16 protein-coding genes and 1 pseudogene are annotated in these 18,702 nt (G+C 53.9%); 12 read left to right on the forward strand and 5 right to left on the reverse strand.

All coding sequences use genetic code 11. The features are described from left to right. Positions 1–182 precede the first annotated feature (182 nt). Positions 183–1,439, reverse strand: coding sequence for a type II toxin-antitoxin system HipA family toxin (locus tag ACUHMQ_RS17400; RefSeq protein WP_445296727.1), 1,257 nt, complete (start codon positions 1,437–1,439; stop codon positions 183–185). Next, positions 1,432–1,998, reverse strand: coding sequence for a helix-turn-helix transcriptional regulator (locus ACUHMQ_RS17405; RefSeq protein ID WP_445296728.1), 567 nt, complete (start codon positions 1,996–1,998; stop codon positions 1,432–1,434). The genes ACUHMQ_RS17400 and ACUHMQ_RS17405 overlap by 8 nt, the downstream gene beginning before the upstream one ends. Positions 1,999–2,277: 279 nt before the next feature. On the opposite strand from ACUHMQ_RS17405, the gene ACUHMQ_RS17410 reads away from it, so the two are divergent. The 9 genes from ACUHMQ_RS17410 (at position 2,278) to ACUHMQ_RS17450 (ending at position 12,610) form a co-directional block, all read left to right on the forward strand. After that, positions 2,278–3,147, forward strand: a complete 870-nt coding sequence (locus ACUHMQ_RS17410) for a glucosamine kinase nucleotide-binding domain-containing protein (protein ID WP_445296729.1) — start codon at positions 2,278–2,280, stop codon at positions 3,145–3,147. Beyond that, a complete protein-coding gene (locus ACUHMQ_RS17415; protein WP_445296730.1) occupies positions 3,140–3,886 on the forward strand; it encodes a GntR family transcriptional regulator in 747 nt (248 codons plus the stop codon). The genes ACUHMQ_RS17410 and ACUHMQ_RS17415 overlap by 8 nt, the downstream gene beginning before the upstream one ends. A 30-nt stretch (positions 3,887–3,916) precedes the next feature. Beyond that, on the forward strand, positions 3,917–5,017 hold the full coding sequence (gene nagA, locus ACUHMQ_RS17420) for an N-acetylglucosamine-6-phosphate deacetylase (protein ID WP_445296731.1): 1,101 nt from the start codon (positions 3,917–3,919) through the stop codon (positions 5,015–5,017). A gap of 276 nt (positions 5,018–5,293) precedes the next feature. Further along, positions 5,294–6,316 (forward strand): SIS domain-containing protein, encoded by a 1,023-nt coding sequence (locus ACUHMQ_RS17425; RefSeq protein ID WP_445296732.1) that lies wholly within the window; start codon positions 5,294–5,296, stop codon positions 6,314–6,316. 202 nt (positions 6,317–6,518) lie between these two features. Beyond that, positions 6,519–7,787 carry an ABC transporter substrate-binding protein gene (locus tag ACUHMQ_RS17430; protein ID WP_445296733.1) on the forward strand — a complete coding sequence of 423 codons (1,269 nt, stop codon included), beginning with the start codon at positions 6,519–6,521 and terminating at the stop codon, positions 7,785–7,787. Positions 7,788–8,178: 391 nt separating this feature from the next. Continuing rightward, on the forward strand, positions 8,179–9,048 hold the full coding sequence (locus ACUHMQ_RS17435) for a carbohydrate ABC transporter permease (protein ID WP_445296734.1): 870 nt from the start codon (positions 8,179–8,181) through the stop codon (positions 9,046–9,048). 6 nt (positions 9,049–9,054) lie between these two features. Then, the gene (locus ACUHMQ_RS17440) at positions 9,055–9,933 is read left to right on the forward strand and encodes a carbohydrate ABC transporter permease (RefSeq protein ID WP_445296735.1); all 879 of its coding nucleotides are present in this window, start codon (positions 9,055–9,057) and stop codon (positions 9,931–9,933) included. Between the two features lie 40 nt (positions 9,934–9,973). Further along, positions 9,974–11,464 (forward strand): beta-N-acetylhexosaminidase, encoded by a 1,491-nt coding sequence (nagZ, locus tag ACUHMQ_RS17445; RefSeq protein ID WP_445296736.1) that lies wholly within the window; start codon positions 9,974–9,976, stop codon positions 11,462–11,464. A 57-nt stretch (positions 11,465–11,521) separates the two neighbouring features. Continuing rightward, the gene (locus ACUHMQ_RS17450) at positions 11,522–12,610 is read left to right on the forward strand and encodes an ABC transporter ATP-binding protein (RefSeq protein WP_445296737.1); all 1,089 of its coding nucleotides are present in this window, start codon (positions 11,522–11,524) and stop codon (positions 12,608–12,610) included. Between the two features lie 116 nt (positions 12,611–12,726). Here the strand turns inward: ACUHMQ_RS17450 and ACUHMQ_RS17455 are convergent, their stop codons facing one another. Both ACUHMQ_RS17455 and ACUHMQ_RS17460 read right to left on the reverse strand, forming a co-directional pair. Then, positions 12,727–13,755 (reverse strand): porin, encoded by a 1,029-nt coding sequence (locus ACUHMQ_RS17455; RefSeq protein ID WP_445296738.1) that lies wholly within the window; start codon positions 13,753–13,755, stop codon positions 12,727–12,729. 543 nt (positions 13,756–14,298) lie between these two features. Beyond that, a complete protein-coding gene (locus tag ACUHMQ_RS17460; protein ID WP_445296739.1) occupies positions 14,299–14,694 on the reverse strand; it encodes a hypothetical protein in 396 nt (131 codons plus the stop codon). 148 nt (positions 14,695–14,842) lie between these two features. Here ACUHMQ_RS17460 and ACUHMQ_RS17465 point away from each other — a divergent pair, with 148 nt between their 5' ends. From ACUHMQ_RS17465 to ACUHMQ_RS17475, 3 genes are all read left to right on the forward strand, one after another. Then, positions 14,843–15,196 (forward strand): SnoaL-like domain-containing protein, encoded by a 354-nt coding sequence (locus ACUHMQ_RS17465; protein WP_445296740.1) that lies wholly within the window; start codon positions 14,843–14,845, stop codon positions 15,194–15,196. A gap of 550 nt (positions 15,197–15,746) precedes the next feature. After that, positions 15,747–16,088: a BON domain-containing protein gene (locus tag ACUHMQ_RS17470; protein WP_445296741.1), complete on the forward strand. Its 342-nt coding sequence runs from the start codon at positions 15,747–15,749 to the stop codon at positions 16,086–16,088. 808 nt (positions 16,089–16,896) lie between these two features. Continuing rightward, a complete protein-coding gene (locus ACUHMQ_RS17475; RefSeq protein WP_445296742.1) occupies positions 16,897–18,363 on the forward strand; it encodes a PhoPQ-activated protein PqaA family protein in 1,467 nt (488 codons plus the stop codon). A gap of 207 nt (positions 18,364–18,570) precedes the next feature. Here the strand turns inward: ACUHMQ_RS17475 and ACUHMQ_RS17480 are convergent. Next, positions 18,571–18,702, reverse strand: a pseudogene (locus ACUHMQ_RS17480) (IS481 family transposase); the annotation flags it as partial.

Here is an 18,702-nt window from a genome sequence, read left to right on the forward strand (position 1 = left end):
CTCTGACCGATGTTCAAAAACCATACGGACAGCGCGTTCTTTGACTTCTGGCGAATACTTGGTTGGCTTCTTCATAACTCCATTCTCTCAAGAAATGGAGCCTCCTCATTATCCGGGGGGATTCAATATTGATCACAGTCTTGCACTAGACGTGGATTGGTTTACTGACTGCATGACTACGGTCACTCAACTTGGATAATGGACTGCATACGCAAGATATCGATTTCGGGTAGTCCTAAACTCTTGGCCTTTTTTTGCCATCCCGTAAGAGTTCCCGCCATTTCAACCATGATGCTTTCTGCCGTGTGATTATCAATCCGATAATAGCTAGCAGTCTCCAGGGCAAGTGTCAGATCTGAGGTTGGGTCCTTCTCATCCAGATTAAGAGCGTGCGTTTCCTTTGCCGTATTTGGGTTCATATCAAATGCATCGGACAGTCGCCATCCATCAGCCGCCCTGACAAAGCCGTGATTTCGCAGATGATCATCAGTATTTCGAATAAAGATATTGAAAATCACTCGCCTGTAGAGCTGCTCAAGATCACTTCCAATATGGCCGCTTGCACCATGATTGATAATGAATTCCGCAATGTCGAGGTAGCTTGCCTCTTCGCCATCTTTTTTTTCTAGTAACGTCATGGCTGAGGCATACATACGGCGTGAACCACCCTTGCGATCAAAGCGTCGAACACAGAAGGTATGATATCGTGAAGCAAACTTGGCACAACGAGAGTCCGGCACCCAAATACCGACATCTTTGGCCATCATGTGGGTCAGATATTCCCAGCCGCCGACATCGTACCGATCATTCTGGGCCGGGAATTTTGCAATCCATAGAGACTGATCCACTTCCCGAAAGTTTGCCTTTGGCCTTGCCCCCCCTAATGAAGAGCCCGGCGCTACCAATTGTGAAAGCCATTTCTCATACTCTGGTAGATTTTCCACACTCTCACTTTCGATCCTCTGACAAATATGTTCCAACTGAGCCAGTTGAGTTACCGATGGCGTCGGCAAGTTACTGTTGTCAAGGTATTGGCCGTTCTTCCGTTTGAATCGAAGTGCTCCCTGTCGTGTCTCATCATTTACACCAAGCAGAAAGTCCATCTCATATAGTATGCTTTGCCTGCGCCCCTCTTTTTTTGCATAAGCGGCCTCACGACGCTCCATCAGCACTCTCCCCCAGCGATCCGGCGCAGAATCAAGAAAAATGCCAAATGAGCTATTTGGATGAACTGGGAACTGCTCACCTGCGTTGATAGGTAGACGCGGATCGAGTGCAAAGGGTAATTGCTTTGCCCATTCATCAGCATATTCAAAGCTGATGGGACCTGCGCTTTGATACAAATTCCTGTAAATAGTCCCTACTTGGCATGACAAGCCAAGTTCAGCATCCTCGATATAAACTTCGATCACATCCCTCTTGGTATTAGCTTTAGTCATCGTTGACCTTATGCTTCTTCATCAGTTTAGCGATGAGCGTACGATTGATCTCAGTGGTACTCCTTATAGCTTTACCTTCGATGATATCGGCTTGATGATCTTTAGTAGCCACCCTCTTTACTGTAGTTCGCTCAGATTGAGGCTTTCGTCGCTTCAGTGGTTGAGCCGCCGACGTCTCTTCTATGAGTGAACTTTCCTCCAATACTGAACCCGCCCTTTCTGAACGAGGGTTATCGTATTTCGTATGGGCCCGATGCACTCTACGTCTCATAGATGACAGTGACTGATCCTGAAGAGATCGCCCCAGTTCATCCTCCTTTGCTACTAAATTGATGTCTCCATCAAGACCAAGCACATGTAAGGCACGCACATAGGTACCTATAGCGATATTAGGATCACCTTTTTCTAACCGATTTAAAGTGTCTCGCGATACACCCAGCCGCTCGGCGAAAAGCAAGGTACTGATCTGCCGACGCAACCTAGCCATACGCAGACGTTCTCCCAAGTCGGTAAGCTGCTTAAGAATTGATGGTAGATTAGTGGTGTAAGTACGTGCCATGTATGATATTTCCGACAATTTTTCCCATTTAGACTGAAATATCGGACACTAAGTGTGTTTCATTGATCCGACTAGTACTTGGTATCAGCAAAGAAATGTCTGATACTATCGACTTATCAACCAATAATGACTGATTTATCGGACATTATCTACTTATCAACATTCTCCAGGAAAATCGTTGACACTTTACCCTTAGTGGTATTGAATAGGTATTGCACTAAGCTGGTACCCAACTAGTCACAATAAGACCGGTATCAACTGCCCCGTGGAGCAGTAGGAATGTCCTTCGATTATTTGATTGGTGTCGATGGTGGCGGCACCGGTACTCGGCTATTGCTGGCCGATCGTGACGGCAGAATTCTGGCCCGTGCCACCGGTGGGCCGTCCGGCCTTGGACTTGGCATCAGCGCCGCCTGGCAAGCCATCAACCAGAGTATGGCGGCAGCGTTTTCCCAACTAGGGCAAAGTGTCGACCCAGCCCGTTGTGCTATCGGGCTGGGACTCGCGGGTGTGCATAACGCCAGCTGGGCTAAGGCTTTTTTGGCCGAGGCCCCAAGTTTTGCAACAATCAGACTCGATAACGATGGCTTCACCACTTTGCTGGGGGCCCATGCCGGCCAACCGGGCGTTATCGTTGCCATCGGTACCGGCACGGTAGGAGAAGCCTGGTTTGGTGGTGATAAGAAAATGACGGTATCTGGCTGGGGATTTCCGGCTGGTGATGAGGGCAGTGGTGCTTGGATAGGATTGCGCGCAGCCCAGCTGGCCGAGAAGGCTTTGGATGGTCGTACCCTACGCGGCCCGCTTGCAGAAGCGATTATTTCCCATATGGGCAACACAAGCGCTTTTGTTTTTGATTGGCTGAGCCAAGCAAACCAGACCACTTACGCACAACTTGCATCGCTGGTAGTAGCCCATGGGCAGCAGGACCCAGACGCTGCGAACATCCTGACCCAGGCAGGGGAAGAAATCGCCGCGGTTGCTCATGCGCTCGACCCAGACGAAACCCTGCCGTTCGCGCTGTGTGGTGGTCTGGCCGAGGCGCTTCGCCCCTGGCTGCCTACAGCATTGGTCAACCGCGCCCGCCAGCCTCTGGGTGACTCCGCCACTGGCGCGCTGTACTTGATTCGGAAACATATCAATGGATAAGGCACGTGAAACTGCGTTATTGGCTATCAAGCCAGATGCCGAAAGCAGCACCCCCCTGTATTTGCAGGTGGCCAGCAAACTCTCCAGCGCCATTGCAGCCGGACTATGGCAAGCCGATGAAGCACTGCCATCCGAGCGCGTGCTGTGCGACATCCTCGAAATCTCGCGGGTTACTGCCCGCAAAGCCATGGACATCTTGTTTGAACAGGGTCTGATCGTACGCCGGCAAGGATCTGGCACCTATATCGCCCCACGTCTGGTCCAGACGCTTTCTCGCCTGACCAGCTTCTCGGAAGAAATCCGCAACCGGGGCTTCGCACCCGCCTCGCGCTGGCTCAGCCGCATCATCAGCATTGCCAGTCAGGAAGAGGTGCTCCGCCTTGGGCTGTCTCCTGCTGCCAATGTGGCTAGGCTCAAGCGCCTGCGTATGGCGGACAACACTGTCATGGCAGTGGAAACCTCCACACTGCCAAGCCGTTATCTGCCCGACCCCACAGCCATGGGCGATTCGCTGTACAGCTGGCTCGACAGCCGCGGTACACCGGTCACCCGAGCCTTGCAACATATCAAAGCAGTCAATGCCAGTGATGAAATCGCACAACTGGCAGGCATCCCATCCGGTTCCGCGATGCTGATGATCACCCGGATCGGTTACCTGGAGAGTGGCCTGCCGATAGAGCTGACCTACTCCTATTGCCGTAACGACTATTACGACTTCGTTGCCGAACTGCGTCGTTGATACAGAAAAAATAAAAAGACCAAGCGCAATATGAATACCCTGCACGGCAACATTCTTACCCCCAGTGGCTGGCAGCATGGCGCGCTGCACTTTGGCAATTGGATTGACCGTATCGAAGCCAGCGCTGCAGACCCGGCAGACAATACCGATGATTACCTTCTACCCGGCTTCATCGATCTCCACGTCCATGGTGGTGGCGGCCGCGATGTGATGGAAGGCGGTGATGCACTCGATACCATATCCCGCACCCATGCCCGCCACGGCACCACCAGCATTCTGGCAACAACAATGACCGCCCCCAAGCAGGAAATAGAGCTGGCGCTGCAAGGGGTGAAACGAGCCATTACCCAACGCATCTCCGGTGGAGCACGCGTTTTGGGTGTGCATCTGGAAGGGCCCTATATCAACCCGGGCAAGTTGGGTGCCCAGCCCAACTTCGCGCGAGACGGCGTGTTGAATGAAATCGTCGGCTTTGGCGAGTTGGCTCCGTTGAAGGTATTAACCCTGGCGCCCGAAATAAAGGGCCATATGGAATTGATTAGCGACCTGGTCGCACGTGGCATCCGTGTTCAGCTTGGCCACACTCTAGGCAGTTACGAAGACGGCGTGGAAGCCATGCAATACGGCGCCACCAGCTTCACGCACCTCTTTAATGCCATGAGCGGCCTGCATCACCGGGAACCCGGCATGGTGGGTGCTGCCTTGGCGCATGCCGAATTTGCCGAGTTGATTCCGGATCTGTTGCACGTACACCCAGGCGCCATCAAAGCCGCGCTGCGTGCCATACCAAAGCTGTATTGCGTAACAGACTCAACCGCGGCTGCAGGCATGCCGGATGGCAACTATATGCTGGGCCGCCATACCGTCACCAAATGCATGGGGGGCGTACGACTGCCGGATGGCACCCTGGCCGGCTCTACCCTGACCCTGGACGAGGCCCTGCGAAATCTGGTCAGCCTGGGACTGGCTGTAGATGATGCTGCACGCAGGTTGTCGACCTACCCGGCTGAAATGCTGGGCGTGGATGACCGTGGCGTTCTGAAACCCGAAGCACAGGCTGATCTCGTGGTTATTGATAGGAATCTGCGTTTGAAGGCGGTGTATGTGGAGGGAGAGCTCGTACCAGCCTGAGAACCCATTCAAAGTCTGCTGCGCGTCAGCAATACGGCGTTGAAAACATCCTCGGAATGCTCATTTACCACTTGTAAACTCCGCTTCCTCGGCTGTTTTCGCCTTGTCTTGCTCTAGCTCGCGAGCCTTTAAACAGGCTCTGAGAACCTTTCACGACCTTACGGCATGACTGTGACCAAGTATTGACGAACAACTTGCTACACATCACATACCGGCCCTTTCCGCGAAGTACCGGCCCCAGTACTACTGCAAGACCTATACGGTGGAGAACACGAAGTGACAACCAGCATGTGGAAGGAAATGCGCGAGGGCCCCACAGTCGTCGCCCGTCAGGCAGAAAAGCAGGACGCCCGCTTCAAGGCTCTGGGTGAACGGCTACGCTATGCCGACCCACATGCCATGATCACCGTAGCACGCGGCAGCTCAGACCACGCCAGTGCTTATCTTTCCTACCTCACCATGCTGCGCCTTGGTCGCCTGGCAGTCTCATTGCCAATGTCGCTGGTCACGATGTACGACGCACCACTCGATGTAGCAGGCACCATTGCCGTCGCCATTTCGCAGTCGGGCTGCAGTCCTGATGTGGTTGAACCGATCAAGCGATTTCGTCTGGGTCACGCCGAGACCGTCGCCCTGGTCAACGATGCAGCCTCTCCACTCGGTGAGGCTGCTGAATGGACACTGCCGCTGGAAGCCGGCCCCGAGCAGGCTGTCGCCGCCACCAAGAGCTACATCGCCAGCCTCGCTGCCGGTGCACGGCTGGTTGCGCACTGGACTGCCGATACAGCATTGCTCGATGGGCTTACCGCCCTGCCGGACGCACTGGCAAACGCGCAGGAAGCCGACTGGTCCCACGCCGTCGAGGTACTGAAGGATGCCGAACGCATCATGGTGGTAGGCCGTGGGCTGACCCTGCCGATTGCAATGGAAGCGGCGCTCAAGTGCAAGGAAACCGCAGCAATCCAGGCAGAAGCATTCTCTGGTGCGGAAATAAAACACGGCCCGATGGCGTTGATCGACCAAGGCTACCCCTTATTGATCTTTGCACCACGAGGCCCGGACCAAGCAGGCCTGATCAAGCTGGCTGATGAAATGCGCACTCGTGGTGCACGGGTATTACTGGCGGCACCTGCCGACATCAGTAACCGTGACTTGCTATTACCACCAGCACCACTTGCCTTGCTGGACCCGATTACCGCCGTGGCCGCCTTCTACCCCATGGTGGAAGCGCTATCACGCGCCAAGGGGTTGAACCCGGACCAACCACGCCATTTGAACAAGGTGACGCTGACCCATTAGTCACCGCACCAATGCATTTTCCGGCCGGGCTACCCACCCGGCCGGCAGTACCGCAGTACCGCAGTACATAAAAACAGCTGCATCAAATACCAAAAAGAAGGAAGCGCCGTTGTCCTCCTCGTACCCCGACGGCGCGAAAGTGGGCTTGTGGCCGTTGCCTCAAACCTGAAGCCTGTTTACAGACACTTTTGGATGGACACACATGAGATTTGCACAACTGATCAGCGCTGCAATCATTGCAGTCAGCTTCACCACTTCCACACCGGCTTTCTCTGCCGACAAACAAAAACTCGAAGTCTGGACCATGAGCCTTGCGCCCAAGTTCAATGACTACTTCAAAGGCGTCCTGGATAAATACAATGCCCAGAACCCCAGTGTGGAAGTGGTATGGACCGACTACCCATGGGATGTGATCCAGGCCAAGTTCACCGCAGCGGTGGCTGCAGGGAAGCCCCCGGCACTCGTGAACCTGAATGTGCCATGGACATACGATTACAAGCAGGATGGCTTGATCCAGCCCCTGGATGGGCTGATAGACAAAGACCAATATGTCACCGGCGCGCTGAAAGATGTCCAGTTCGATGGTAAGACTTGGGCTTTTCCGTTCTACAACGGAGCCAACGTCATCGCCTACAACACTGAAATCTTTAAGAAAGCTGGGCTAGACCCGAACAAGCCCCCCCAGAGCCTGGACATGCAGATTGCCTACGCCAAGCAAATCAAGGCCAAGACAGGCATAGCCGGTTTTGCGCCGGCTCTGGGGCCAACCAAGGTGGAAGGCCTTTTCCTGCAGGAGGGTTTGGATGTCGTAAAAGATGGCAAGGCTGTGTTCAATTCACCCGCACACGTGGCATTGGTGGAAAAACTGGCCGCAGCCTACAAGGCGGGAGCCTTCCTGAAGGACAACCTGTTTGCGCAGGACAACTTTCAGGTATCGATGGCCGCCTATAACAGCGGCCGCATGGCCATGCTGGTTTCTGTGCCTTCGTCGATGACCCGAGTCCGAGACGATGCCCCTGCCATCTACAAAGTCACTGAAGTAGCCGGTGCGCCGGTAGGTAAGACGGGTATCGCCTCTGGCGGCTGGATGTTCAACTATGGTGTAGCCAAAAACGTCGACAAGTCCCTTCTGCCAGAGATCGGCAAGCTGGGTAACTACCTCACGAATGCGGAAAACCAGCTCGCTTTCGCCAAGCTTGCCGGCACCCTGCCCACAGCCAGGAAAGCCGCCCAAAACGCCCACTTCCAAACACTGCCAGCCAACGCAGGCGCCGTGGAAAAAGCCATCGCCCAGGCTGCCAAAAACCTCGATAGTACCCGCACGGTATTTCTGAGCGGAGTGAAGGATTCCGAGCTGCTGTCGAACAAACTCGGGACTGCCATCGAGCAGGCTGTAACCGGACGTAAACCCGCCAAAGCGGTACTTGATGAGGCAGCTAACTTCTGGAATATGAAGCTCGCATCAAAATAAGGACCAATTCAGCGTGTTGCTGAATCATGACGCAACAGACTTTGAAAAGGTGTTAGGGCCTGTTCACTGATCTGTGGCAAGCAGCCGTCAGCAGGGTGAAGCGCAGCGCGGAAACCGGAGTGTACTTCAGTACATGAGGCTTTCGAGCAGCACATAAGCCCTGATCACGGCTGCACAGCAAGAGCGCGAATAGGTTCAGTGAACCCATTCAAAGTCTCGCGAGCTAAAGCAAGACAAGGCGAAAACAACCAAGGAAGCGGAGTTTACGCATGGTAAATGAGCATTCCGAGGGTGTTCTCAACGCTGTATTGCCGACGCGCAGCAGACTTTAAACAGGTTCTAAGATCGCTGGTGTCAGACCCGACACCAGCCTCTCTTCGGAGCAAACCCCATGAAGCATTCAAGCAAAGCCAACCTCACGGCCTATGCTTTTTTGGCGCCGGCCATCGCGTTGCTGTTGGTTTTCTCGTTCTGGCCGGTTGGTTTTGGCACTTACATTGCCTTCACAAAGTACAACCTGATCGATTCCCCTCAATGGGTGGGGCTTGATAACTTTCGTGAGTTGCTTGATGACGAGCTGTTTTTGCTGTCGTTGAAGAACTCGGCGCTGTACCTCGTCGTCGTACCCGTCATCCAGGTCTTCGCCATCCTGCTGGCGGTACTGGTGAACAACAATCTGCCCGGGATCAAATACTTTCGGGCCGCCTACTATCTGCCTGTGGTCACCACCGTATCGGTGATCGGGGTGATCTGGAACTTCATGTATACCGAGGACGGCGCGCTCAACAGTACCTTGCGCTGGCTGCATATCATCAACGAACCCATCGGCTTCCTGAACGATGACCGGATTGCCCTACTGGCGGTGATGTTTGTCACCATCTGGCGTGGTCTTGGTTGGTACATGGTGTTGTATCTGGCTGGCTTGCAGGCCATTTCGCAGGATGTTTACGAAGCGGCCACGCTGGATGGCGCAAACGCATGGCAGAAATTCTGGCGCATTACCGTGCCTTTGCTCATGCCAACCATTCTGCTGTGTTCGATCATGTCGGTGCTGGCTGCGGTCAAGGCGTTCGAAGAGGTCCAGATCATGACTCAAGGCGGCCCAGCCCGGTCTACCTTTACCGCGCTTTACTATGCCTACGAATTCGGTATGAAGTCGCTCAATTTTGGCCGGGCGCTGGCTGCGAGCTTTATCGTGTCGCTGTTCTGCATTGCGCTGGCATGGCTCAACTTCCGCTACCTCACACCCAAAACACGGTAGGCCATCATGACTGATACCACTACCTTGACTGCCCCCTTGGCCGCCGCACCTGCCAGATACACCACCGCCCGCCAGCGCTGGGGCAACCGTTGCCTGCATTATCTGGTGTTGTCCGCATTGGCCGTCATCACGGTCTACCCATTCTGGTGGACGCTGGTCACCGCGGTTTCCACAGCAGGCGAGGTCTATACCTTTCCACCTGCCTTATTGCCCACCGAACCCGGCCTGCAAAACTTCGTAGAGGTGTTCCAGACCATCAACGTCTGGGCTTTCTACAAGAACTCGATCCTGATATCCGGGGTCACAGTCATCGGTACGCTCGTCATCTGCAGTCTTGCAGCCTACCCGATTGCACGCATGCGTTTTACAGGGCGGAATATCGTGTTTGGCGCCATTATCGCCACCATGATCCTGCCTAGCGAAGTCAACTTCCTGGTCAATTTCATCACGGTGTCCAAGCTGGGGCTGACCGATACCGTAAGCGGCGTCGTACTGCCCAATCTTGCCGGTGCGATCGGTATCTTCCTGATGAAGCAAGCCTTCGAAGCCGTACCGCAAGATCTGATCGACGCAGCCAAGGTCGACGGCGCCAACGAGTGGGAAGTGTTCTGGAAGATCATGCTGCCGCTGGCGAAACCCGCCCTGGGCGCATTGGCTATCCTGACCCTGGTCAGCGCCTGGAACCAATACATCTGGCCTTCCATCGTCATGACCAGTGTGGAGAATTTCCCGCTCAGCGTTGGTGTTTCCTACCTCAAAGGAACCTTCAGTTTCAAAACCCGGGTGGTGGCTGCCGGTGCAGTGCTCACCGTACTCCCCATCCTCATCATGTTCCTGTTTACCCAGCGTTACTTCCTGCGCGGCTTTGATGGCGCAGTGAAGTGAAACCGGTACTGAAGCGTTATTTATTTGGACACAAGAGCCTATGAACCAAGACCTCGATCGACTTGCCGGCCGCGCTCTGATGGTGGATGTGGCAGGCGATACGCTGACTGCTGAAGAAGCCGCCTTTCTGCGCCAGCACCACATCCGTGCTATCTGTCTGTTCCGCCGCAATGTCAGCAGCCTGGAAACCACCCGTAAGCTGATCGCCGATCTCAAGGCCGCTATTGGCAACGACGTGCTGATCGGCATGGACCAGGAAGGCGGCGCGGTGATGCGTACGCTCTTCCTCCCCCAGGCTCCATCGGCCATGGCCTTAGGTGCGACCGGTGACGAAGCCTTGGCCTACCAGGTAGGCGCGGCAGTCGCACGTGGACTGGCAACACTGGGGGTGAACTGGAACTACGCCCCGGTGCTGGACCTGAACAATAACCCGAAGAACCCCGTCATCGCCGAACGGTCTTTCGGTTCCAACCCCGTAAAGGCGGCACGACTCGCCAGTGCCTGGATGGCTGGACACCTGGGCGAAGGCGTTGCCACCTGCGTCAAACACTTCCCTGGCCATGGCGATACGCATACCGACTCCCACCTTGATCTGCCTGTTGTCGATAAATCCCGCACAGCGATCGAGCAATACGAACTGTCGCCGTTTCATGCACTGATCAAACAAACCCCAGGCTTGATGAGTGCGCATATTGTGTTCCCCGCCTTCGATAGCGAACTGCCCGCCACCCTTTCCCCCGCCATTCTGCAAACACTGCTGCGCAATGAGTGGGGTTATGAGGGCGTAACGATTACCGATGGCATGAATATGAAAGCCATCCGTGAGCGTTGGGGCCAGGCCAAAGGGACTGTGATGGCGATAAGCGCCGGGGCCGATCTCTCGCTCGTTCTGCAGTATCGCGATGAGATGGTTGCAGCCAGAACTGCGTTGCTAGACGCCGTTGCCGACGGCACGATCAGTACAGAACGGCTTACAGAAGCTGATGCCCGTGTTTCCGCCATGGCTGCGCGCTTCCCCTCGATACAATGTGAATACAGTGCCGAGCAGGAAGCGGCAGACATCGCATTGTTCGCCCGCGCCTGGGCAAAGGCGCTAACCCTGGTGGGTTATGTGCAGCGCCCGGCACTGGGTAGCAAAGTACGGTTGGTATTACAGGCAGATGCCCCTTCAGATGGTGTTTCGGAAGCCGGCCTTTCCGCTGAAGTACTGATCGCGAAGCTGGCGCCGTTATTTAGCTTGGAAGTCGTGTCCTACCAGCATCGTAGCGAATTGGATTGGAACACCCTGCCAAAGGATGACGCGTTCACTATCGTCGCTTCAACCACACGTGAGCGTTACACAGCCCAGCAACGCGCTCAATGGCGGCCCAACCTGCACCTGGCATTGTGGAACCCCTATGCCGCGGGTGATCTGCCCTGCCCAGCGCTGATCACCTATGGCTTTGCCGAAGCTGCGCTCAACGCTGTTGTTGGCTGGCTTAAGGGTGACTTGGAGGCGGCAGGAACACTGCCGGCACTGCTGGAAAACTGATCCGTATATCTGCTGCTCATTCGCTGCACGCAAGGCAAGTCAACAGGAATCACCATCATGGCTGAACTGAAGCTAAAGCAACTGCAAAAAACCTATGAGGACGGCCCTACCGTCATCCATGGCATAGACCTCGATATCCATGATGGTGAGTTCATGGTGTTCGTCGGCCCCTCCGGCTGCGGCAAAACCACAACGCTGCGGATGATCGCCGGCCTGGAAGAAATCAGCGGCGGGGAGTTGAGCATTGGGAAGCAAATAGTCAACGATATACCCGCAGCCAAGCGTGGCGTTGCCATGGTTTTCCAGAGCTACGCCCTTTACCCGCACATGACTGTGCGTGAAAACATGGGCTTTGGCCTGAAACTCGCCAAAACTCCAAAGGCGGATATTGAAGCTGCAGTGAAACGGGCGGCAGAAGTCCTGCAGATCACCCATCTGCTGGACCGTAAGCCCAAAGCACTGTCGGGTGGCCAACGGCAACGGGTTGCGATTGGCCGGGCAATTGTACGTAAGCCCGATGTATTCCTGTTCGATGAGCCTCTGTCGAATCTTGATGCTTCGTTACGGGTGCAGATGCGCATTGAGCTGGCCAAGCTGCACAAGGCATTGGCGACCACGATGATCTATGTCACCCACGACCAGGTCGAAGCCATGACACTGGGCGACCGGATCGCCGTGTTCAATGGCGGTCGTATCGAGCAGGTGGGTACGCCACTGACCCTCTATGAAAAGCCGGCAAATCTGTTCGTGGCTGGCTTCTTAGGCTCACCCCGGATGAATTTCCTGCCCGGCACGGTAGCAGGCAACCAGTTACAGCTGAGCGAGGGTACAAGGCTCGATATCGACCTGGCCTTACCGGAAGGGACAGCCATTACAATCGGTGTGCGGCCAGAACACTTGTACCTGACCCGGGAAGGTATTGCTGCTGTAGTCGATATTGTTGAACACCTGGGCGATACACAGATTGCCTATATGCGGGTAAGCGGTATTAAGGAACCCCTTGCTGTCAAAATCGCCAGTAACCACACCGCACCTGCCAATGGCAGCGCTGTGCACTTGGCTATTCGCACCCAGGCCTGCCATGTATTCGGCCCAGATGGGCTTGCCCTGCAAGCGCGCCAGCCAGAAGAAGCCATACCGGCGTAGTTAGAACCTGTTTACGATCTTGCTGCACAGTAAGATCGAATTAAAAAGGGCGGTTAAACCGCCCTTTCCAAACAAATTGCTATCACTTTGTACTGACCGACAAGCTGAACAAGCAACTAGAAACCCGCCCATACACCCGTCAGAAACTGGGTGTATTTTTCTCCCTTGCCCATCGACTCCTTTCCCCATTTCTTCTGGCTGGCACGCACATAACACACCACGTTCGATGCCAGGCTATAGCCATATTCCGCCTTGACCAGATTGAAGTCTTTGCGTGTGGTCAGTACAGAGGTCTTATCCGCCCGGTGCAGCAAGCCCAGCTTCACATAGTGTTTGTTCCAAGCGTAGGTAAGTCCGGTGATCAAGTCGCTGCCCTTGGCCTTGTCGCCCAAGGTGCTCTTATGCTCGTAACCGGTGTACAAGCCACGTACAGTCAGTCCGCCGCCCAGGTTATAGGTGGCACCAAGATAAAACTGCTGGTCTTTGTCGCTCTGGTCGGTCTTGCCATCGAAATTGTTAACACCCTTGGCTGTCAAAATACCGCCATTCAGGCCCAGGTCACCCACCGCGTAGTTCAGGGAAACATCAGTAGTCGCCCCTTCACGCAGCTTTGCGTCATTGGCCTTTTCGGCCCAGGCGTATTGCACGCCATAACTGAAACCACCAAATTTGGGCGACAGATAGTTCAGCGACTGGGACATATAGATCGGTGCGGTCACTTTACCGCCACCACCCCAATTACCCAGATCGCGCTCGGCCAGCTCCCAAAAGCCACCTTGGCCATACGGCCAGTCTAATACCAGGTAACTATTCAAGAACTGACGACCTCCGCGAAAGCTACCCCAATCACCAGAAAGCCCGACCCAAGCCTCGCGTGAGCCCACCGCCGGCGTACGGTCGCCCTCCGCCACTTTCTGCGAGACACGGAAGTTCAAGCCCCCCAGGGTATCGAGCTTGGTTTCACCATCAATATTGATCACGATGGCGCGGTCGAGACCGGAACGCCAAGCACTGTCAACATATTCTGTCTTACCCTTGTCGTAGACAAAGTTCATTTCGGCAGTGCCGCCCAGATTGAGGCCGGCATAGGCCGGGGCGGCAAACACGGTCGCGACCGTAGCCGCGAGCATCACGCGTTTGAGCATGGTGTATCTCCACATTATTGGAATTAATCGGCCCTCGAACCCAATTGGCGTAGCCGACACCCCTGCCGACCCCACCAATTGCGGAGCTTAACCAAATCCAATATGTGGTAATACATTTGTATTTCACTGGATTCATAGTCGTCGCACCAGTGCAACACCCCCAGCAGCGGAAATGCCAAGAACCTGTTCAAAGTCTTGCGAACCAGAGCAAGACAAGGCGAAAACAATCGCGGAGACGGAGCTTACAAGCGGTAAATGAGTATGCCGAAGGTGTATTCAAGCAGACGCGCAGCAGACGTTGAACAGGTTCCAGGAACCCGTTTACGGTCTGTCACGAGCAGCGATTAGCAAGGTGCAGAGAAGCACATAAGCTCTGATCACAGCTGTACAGCGATCGTACAGGCCCTAAAGGCAATGAGGCGCCCGCATGGCAAACGCTGCAAGCCGTTTGAATAGCCGAAGAGATGGAGCTGGTATTAGAAGCAGACTTGGAAGACACAAGCCCACCATGGCTTTCTTCAGCAAAACACGGGGAATGTCTACCTATTTAGCTGCCGCGCAATCACTACGCTTGCGCAAAATTTCTTTCAGGCTGTCTTCACTCACCGCCAGCATTTTTCCGCTGACATTCAAATTCCCTTGGCTATCGATCATCAGGGATGCATTCCCTTCGGTGATTTTGGCTCTTACCCCGTGGCGATTAAATGGGGACTCGGCAGGTTTGGCGGCAGCAACAATTTCTTTGATCGCTCCTTCCGACGACAACACACAGGGCTGGTCCATCATGGTGCTGATATCGTCAGCCGTTACAGGCAGAAGCGTCTGGAGCCGAAACGGCACCAAATAGGCAGTCCCTACACCTGCGGCCTGTACGGTGAAAGGCAACGCAATTAGAAGAAGTACAGATAGTTTTTTACTTAACACCTTGCAGTTCATCATTGCCTCCTACCTATTGCTTAATACGCTCTGTGATTCCAAATTGGATCGGTCATACCTCGTAAGTTCAGGCAAAAAAAGCCAGTTCCGACAAGAGGAAGTACTACACTGACTTGGCCATTACATACCTAAATCACAAGGAGGAAAACCCATGAGTGCGATATCTATCGCAAGACAATTGGTCGCTCTTTGTCGGGAAGGTAATCCTATCGCAGCCTTGAATACACTGTTTGCTCAAGTTACCGTCAGAATCGAAGACTGGGAAATGCGGGCTGTACGGCGGGAAATAAAAAGAATTGACCTAATCGAGAGCAAGAGCCGATGGTGGATGGAAAAACATGCTAGCCACACCTCCCCCGCAAGCAGCCCTTGGCTATATGAGCACTGCGAATATCAATACGACCTAACCCAGAAATCATCTGGTAAACGGATGATGTTGGATGAGGTGAGCTTGTATACCCCCAAAAGTGGAAAAATCGTCCGAGAAGCATTCTTCTACGACTGAGCGGTGTAGTGGCATCCGTAAATGTACTCTTGGACATAAGACTTCCGAGCAGCACATAGGCCAGGGTCATGGCTGTGCTGTAAGGTCGCAAGAGGTTCTTATAAGCAAGGCAAACCAGCAAAAAACCACGCCGTCGCAAATCCACGACAAAATACATACGAGCACACAAGCTCGACTAGTCTTCATACCAGAATCAGAGAAAACTCCCTTTTAGATCAGGCGAATAGTGGTCCTATCGATTCTGACTTATCACCCTATTCGTCTTTCCCGTCTCTAACACGTGATACGTTTTCATCACCATCAGTCGGGTTTTCCGATTCGTACCCTGGCCCTACTGTCGCCATTAGCCGACAACCTTAGGTAGCAATCTGGCAGGCAGTCATGCCACCTCATCTAAAAATCGATGTATCCATTTGAATTAAAATAACTTTATTTAACTGGCACACGACTTGCTAACTAGGGCAAGCGTGGCGCTAACCAAATGCGCCTTGTCAGATTAGCCTTTGAATGCTCATACGCATTAAGGCCCATTATGAAAAGGACTTACCCAATGCAGAATCGTCAAACTATCAGCCGTATTGCCGCAGCACTGGTCATTGCAGCCGCTTTCACCAGCCCGGCATTTGCTCATGACGCAAAGCCGACCGAACTCGTTGCTGCCGGCGCGACAGCCCAAGTCGACGACGCAGCCATTACTGCCAAGGTAAAAGCCGCTCTCGTTGCCGACAAGAGCCTTTCCGCCCTGGACATCAAAGTCACCACCCGTGCAGGCCAAGTCACCCTGAGTGGCTCAGTCAACAACCCACAAGCCAGCGAGCGTGCGATGCAAGTTGCATCCCAAGTTGAAGGCGTCAAGGGTGTACAAGACGAGCTTCAAGTAAAAGCGAATTAATTCGAGCACCATAAAAGGTCGCCCGCAGCGTCCTCAACTATCCTCCTGCGGGCGCCTTTTACTTGCTGACTTACCTATACCAGGTTGTTAGCTTCCCGTGCCTTGCCACCAGTTCATCGGTGGTTTTTTTGTACATATCTTCCCGATACTCTTCCTGTACATATCTTTGCTCGTTTCGGCAATCGAAACGAACCATTCACTCCCGCGCAGCAAAATCGTGCTTCCCTCAGCGAGGGAAGCACGATTCAACTGGCTGGTTGCCGGCACACATACACCCCCCATCCAGACAGGTTCAAGAGCCTATTTACGATCTGACTGCACAACTGTGATCAAGGCTTATGTGCTGCTCGAAAGCCTCATGTACCCAAGTACATTTCGTTTTCTGCACCGCTCTACGTCCTGCAGACAGCTGCTCGCAACAGATTGGAAGGCTCCAAGGAATGGCTTTTACATAGGGTAAATGTGCATGCCGAGGGCTTTTCCAACGCTGTATCGTCGCCATACAGCAGACCTTGAACAAAGGTTCTGCGAGAACCTGGACGGATTACAACGCTTCATTCCTCGCTGAGAGCTTGATTACGATCTGTCACGAGCAGCTGTCAGTAGGGTACAGAGCAGCGCAGAAACCGGAATGTACTTGGGTACATGAGGCTTTCGAGCAGCACATAAGCCCTAACCATAGCTGCGCAGTAAGATCGTAAACAGGCTCTACGTAGGTGGATCAAACGCTTGCGCCTAGCCACAGACAGGTGTGAAGTACAGCGCTTTCCGTCCCCCTGCTCAAGAAAGGATTGTTGTGAAACCAGTTATGTGGAAACCGCTTGCCCAGGCACTAGCGGGTGTAGGGGCTTTATCGTTGCTGACCGCTTGTGTCAGTACCACCACCACTACGACTCCCGGTGAACTTGGCGTTGTACGCGACTACTTTGCCAAAGCCGGGCCTACCGCCAAGCCAGCAGAACTCATTGAAGAAAAGTTCGAAGCACAGGTGCAAACACGCCGTTATCGCTTTGTGTCGCAAACCTGGCCGAACGCCTCCTCCACATTGACTAGCGATACACCGCAATGGCAGCACGAGTTACGCATCTACAGGCCTGACAACCTGCGTGCCAATGCACCAACCCTGCTCTATATCAACAACGGTATCAACCTGCCGCCCGATAACCCCAAAGGTAAACCAGTAGCATTTCCTGGTCAGGCGCTGGCCAGCCAGCTTGGTATCGTCGTTGCGGACCTGCATTTCGTACCGATCCAACAACTGTCGCTGGACGGGCGTAAAGCCGGCATTGAAGACGACTTGGTAGCGTATACATGGCGTCGGTTTATCGATGCGCCGGATAAGGAACGATTCAGCTCCTTGCACCTGCCTATGGCGCAAGCCACGCGCGAAGCGATGAACATCATCCAGCAGCAACAAACCCAGGGTACGGCGAGCTTTGTGCTGGCTGGCGCATCCAAACGCGGTTGGACAGCCTGGCTGACTGGTTTGAACGATGAACGCGTAAAAGCTGTCGTGCCTATTGTCGCGGACTTCTGGAATGTGAAGGAGAACTTCACCCACGTTTATCGCAGCTATGGCAATGAATGGCCTGTCGCTTTACGCAACTATGTCGAGCACAAAGTGGTTGACGACATCCTGGCCGACGCTCCCGGGCTCAACCGCCTGACAGCGTTTGAAGACGTAGTGAGCTATCCAACGCAAATGGCGAGGCTCGATAAGTTCATGATCTCGGCAGCGGGCGACGACTTCGCCGTACCCGATTCTGCCTGGACCTATCTGCCGAAATTTACGGGCACAACCATGGTGCGTTACCTGCCCAACCAGTCCCACGGCATAGATAGCACACTGGCGTTCCAGAATATGGGCAAGTATTTGACGCATATGCTGGATGGCAAGCGTACGCCCAGCGTCACAGTTTCATCCGACCCAGCATCCGGTACCGTCACACTCGCAACCGACACCCAGGCGACCAATGCCCGCGCGTGGGTAGCGACAAACCCCACGAAGCGTGACTTCCGTCTTCGTTCCAATATTACTTATCAGCAACGGGATGTCAGTGGCGGATGCGATGCCAGTGGTTGCCGTTACAGCTTTCAGCCCGATCTTTCACAAGCAGGCTGGCAGTCCTACTTTATCGAAGTGGAAAGCGAAGGCCTGCCGCTGACCTCTCCACCAATGATCTGGCCCCAAAATTATCCAAACGGCCAATCAGTGCCGATGACTTATGGCAACCTGAAACTGGGACGGGATAGCACACAGGCTAGTGTCAAGTAATACCTGTCATATTAGAAATAAGCCCAACGCAGGTAGTATTGATCTAGCCTGTGTTGGGTTGCTTTCCTGCAGCCTAAGAACTTGTTCAAAGTCTCGAGAGCTAAAGTCAAACACGCCCGAGGAAGCAGAGTTTCCAAGCGGTAAATGAATATTCCAAGAGTTTTTCTAACGCCCTATCGCTGATGCACAGAAGACTTTGAACAGGTTCTAAATGTTTAGTCCCATAGTGTGCTGGAACGGATCAATCCTGAAACGTTGTGGTTCGGTTGCCCAGATTTTGCAGATATATTCATAAGGGGTTAACCCCTTCAATGTTTTCAATCGACGAGCAAAGTTGTA

This window comes from Chitinimonas violaceus, from assembly GCF_052601015.1.

Bases quoted from the DNA above. Each gene is read 5' to 3' on its own strand.
- ACUHMQ_RS17400 (WP_445296727.1), bottom strand. From the start codon at position 1,439: ATGACTAAAGCTAATACCAAGAGGGATGTGATCGAAGTTTATATCGAG.
- ACUHMQ_RS17405 (WP_445296728.1), bottom strand. From the start codon at position 1,998: ATGGCACGTACTTACACCACTAATCTACCATCAATTCTTAAGCAGCTT.
- ACUHMQ_RS17410 (WP_445296729.1), top strand. From the start codon at position 2,278: ATGTCCTTCGATTATTTGATTGGTGTCGATGGTGGCGGCACCGGTACT.
- ACUHMQ_RS17415 (WP_445296730.1), top strand. From the start codon at position 3,140: ATGGATAAGGCACGTGAAACTGCGTTATTGGCTATCAAGCCAGATGCC.
- nagA (WP_445296731.1), top strand. From the start codon at position 3,917: ATGAATACCCTGCACGGCAACATTCTTACCCCCAGTGGCTGGCAGCAT.
- ACUHMQ_RS17430 (WP_445296733.1), top strand. From the start codon at position 6,519: ATGAGATTTGCACAACTGATCAGCGCTGCAATCATTGCAGTCAGCTTC.
- ACUHMQ_RS17435 (WP_445296734.1), top strand. From the start codon at position 8,179: ATGAAGCATTCAAGCAAAGCCAACCTCACGGCCTATGCTTTTTTGGCG.
- ACUHMQ_RS17440 (WP_445296735.1), top strand. From the start codon at position 9,055: ATGACTGATACCACTACCTTGACTGCCCCCTTGGCCGCCGCACCTGCC.
- nagZ (WP_445296736.1), top strand. From the start codon at position 9,974: ATGAACCAAGACCTCGATCGACTTGCCGGCCGCGCTCTGATGGTGGAT.
- ACUHMQ_RS17450 (WP_445296737.1), top strand. From the start codon at position 11,522: ATGGCTGAACTGAAGCTAAAGCAACTGCAAAAAACCTATGAGGACGGC.
- ACUHMQ_RS17455 (WP_445296738.1), bottom strand. From the start codon at position 13,755: ATGCTCAAACGCGTGATGCTCGCGGCTACGGTCGCGACCGTGTTTGCC.
- ACUHMQ_RS17460 (WP_445296739.1), bottom strand. From the start codon at position 14,694: ATGATGAACTGCAAGGTGTTAAGTAAAAAACTATCTGTACTTCTTCTA.
- ACUHMQ_RS17465 (WP_445296740.1), top strand. From the start codon at position 14,843: ATGAGTGCGATATCTATCGCAAGACAATTGGTCGCTCTTTGTCGGGAA.
- ACUHMQ_RS17470 (WP_445296741.1), top strand. From the start codon at position 15,747: ATGCAGAATCGTCAAACTATCAGCCGTATTGCCGCAGCACTGGTCATT.
- ACUHMQ_RS17475 (WP_445296742.1), top strand. From the start codon at position 16,897: ATGTGGAAACCGCTTGCCCAGGCACTAGCGGGTGTAGGGGCTTTATCG.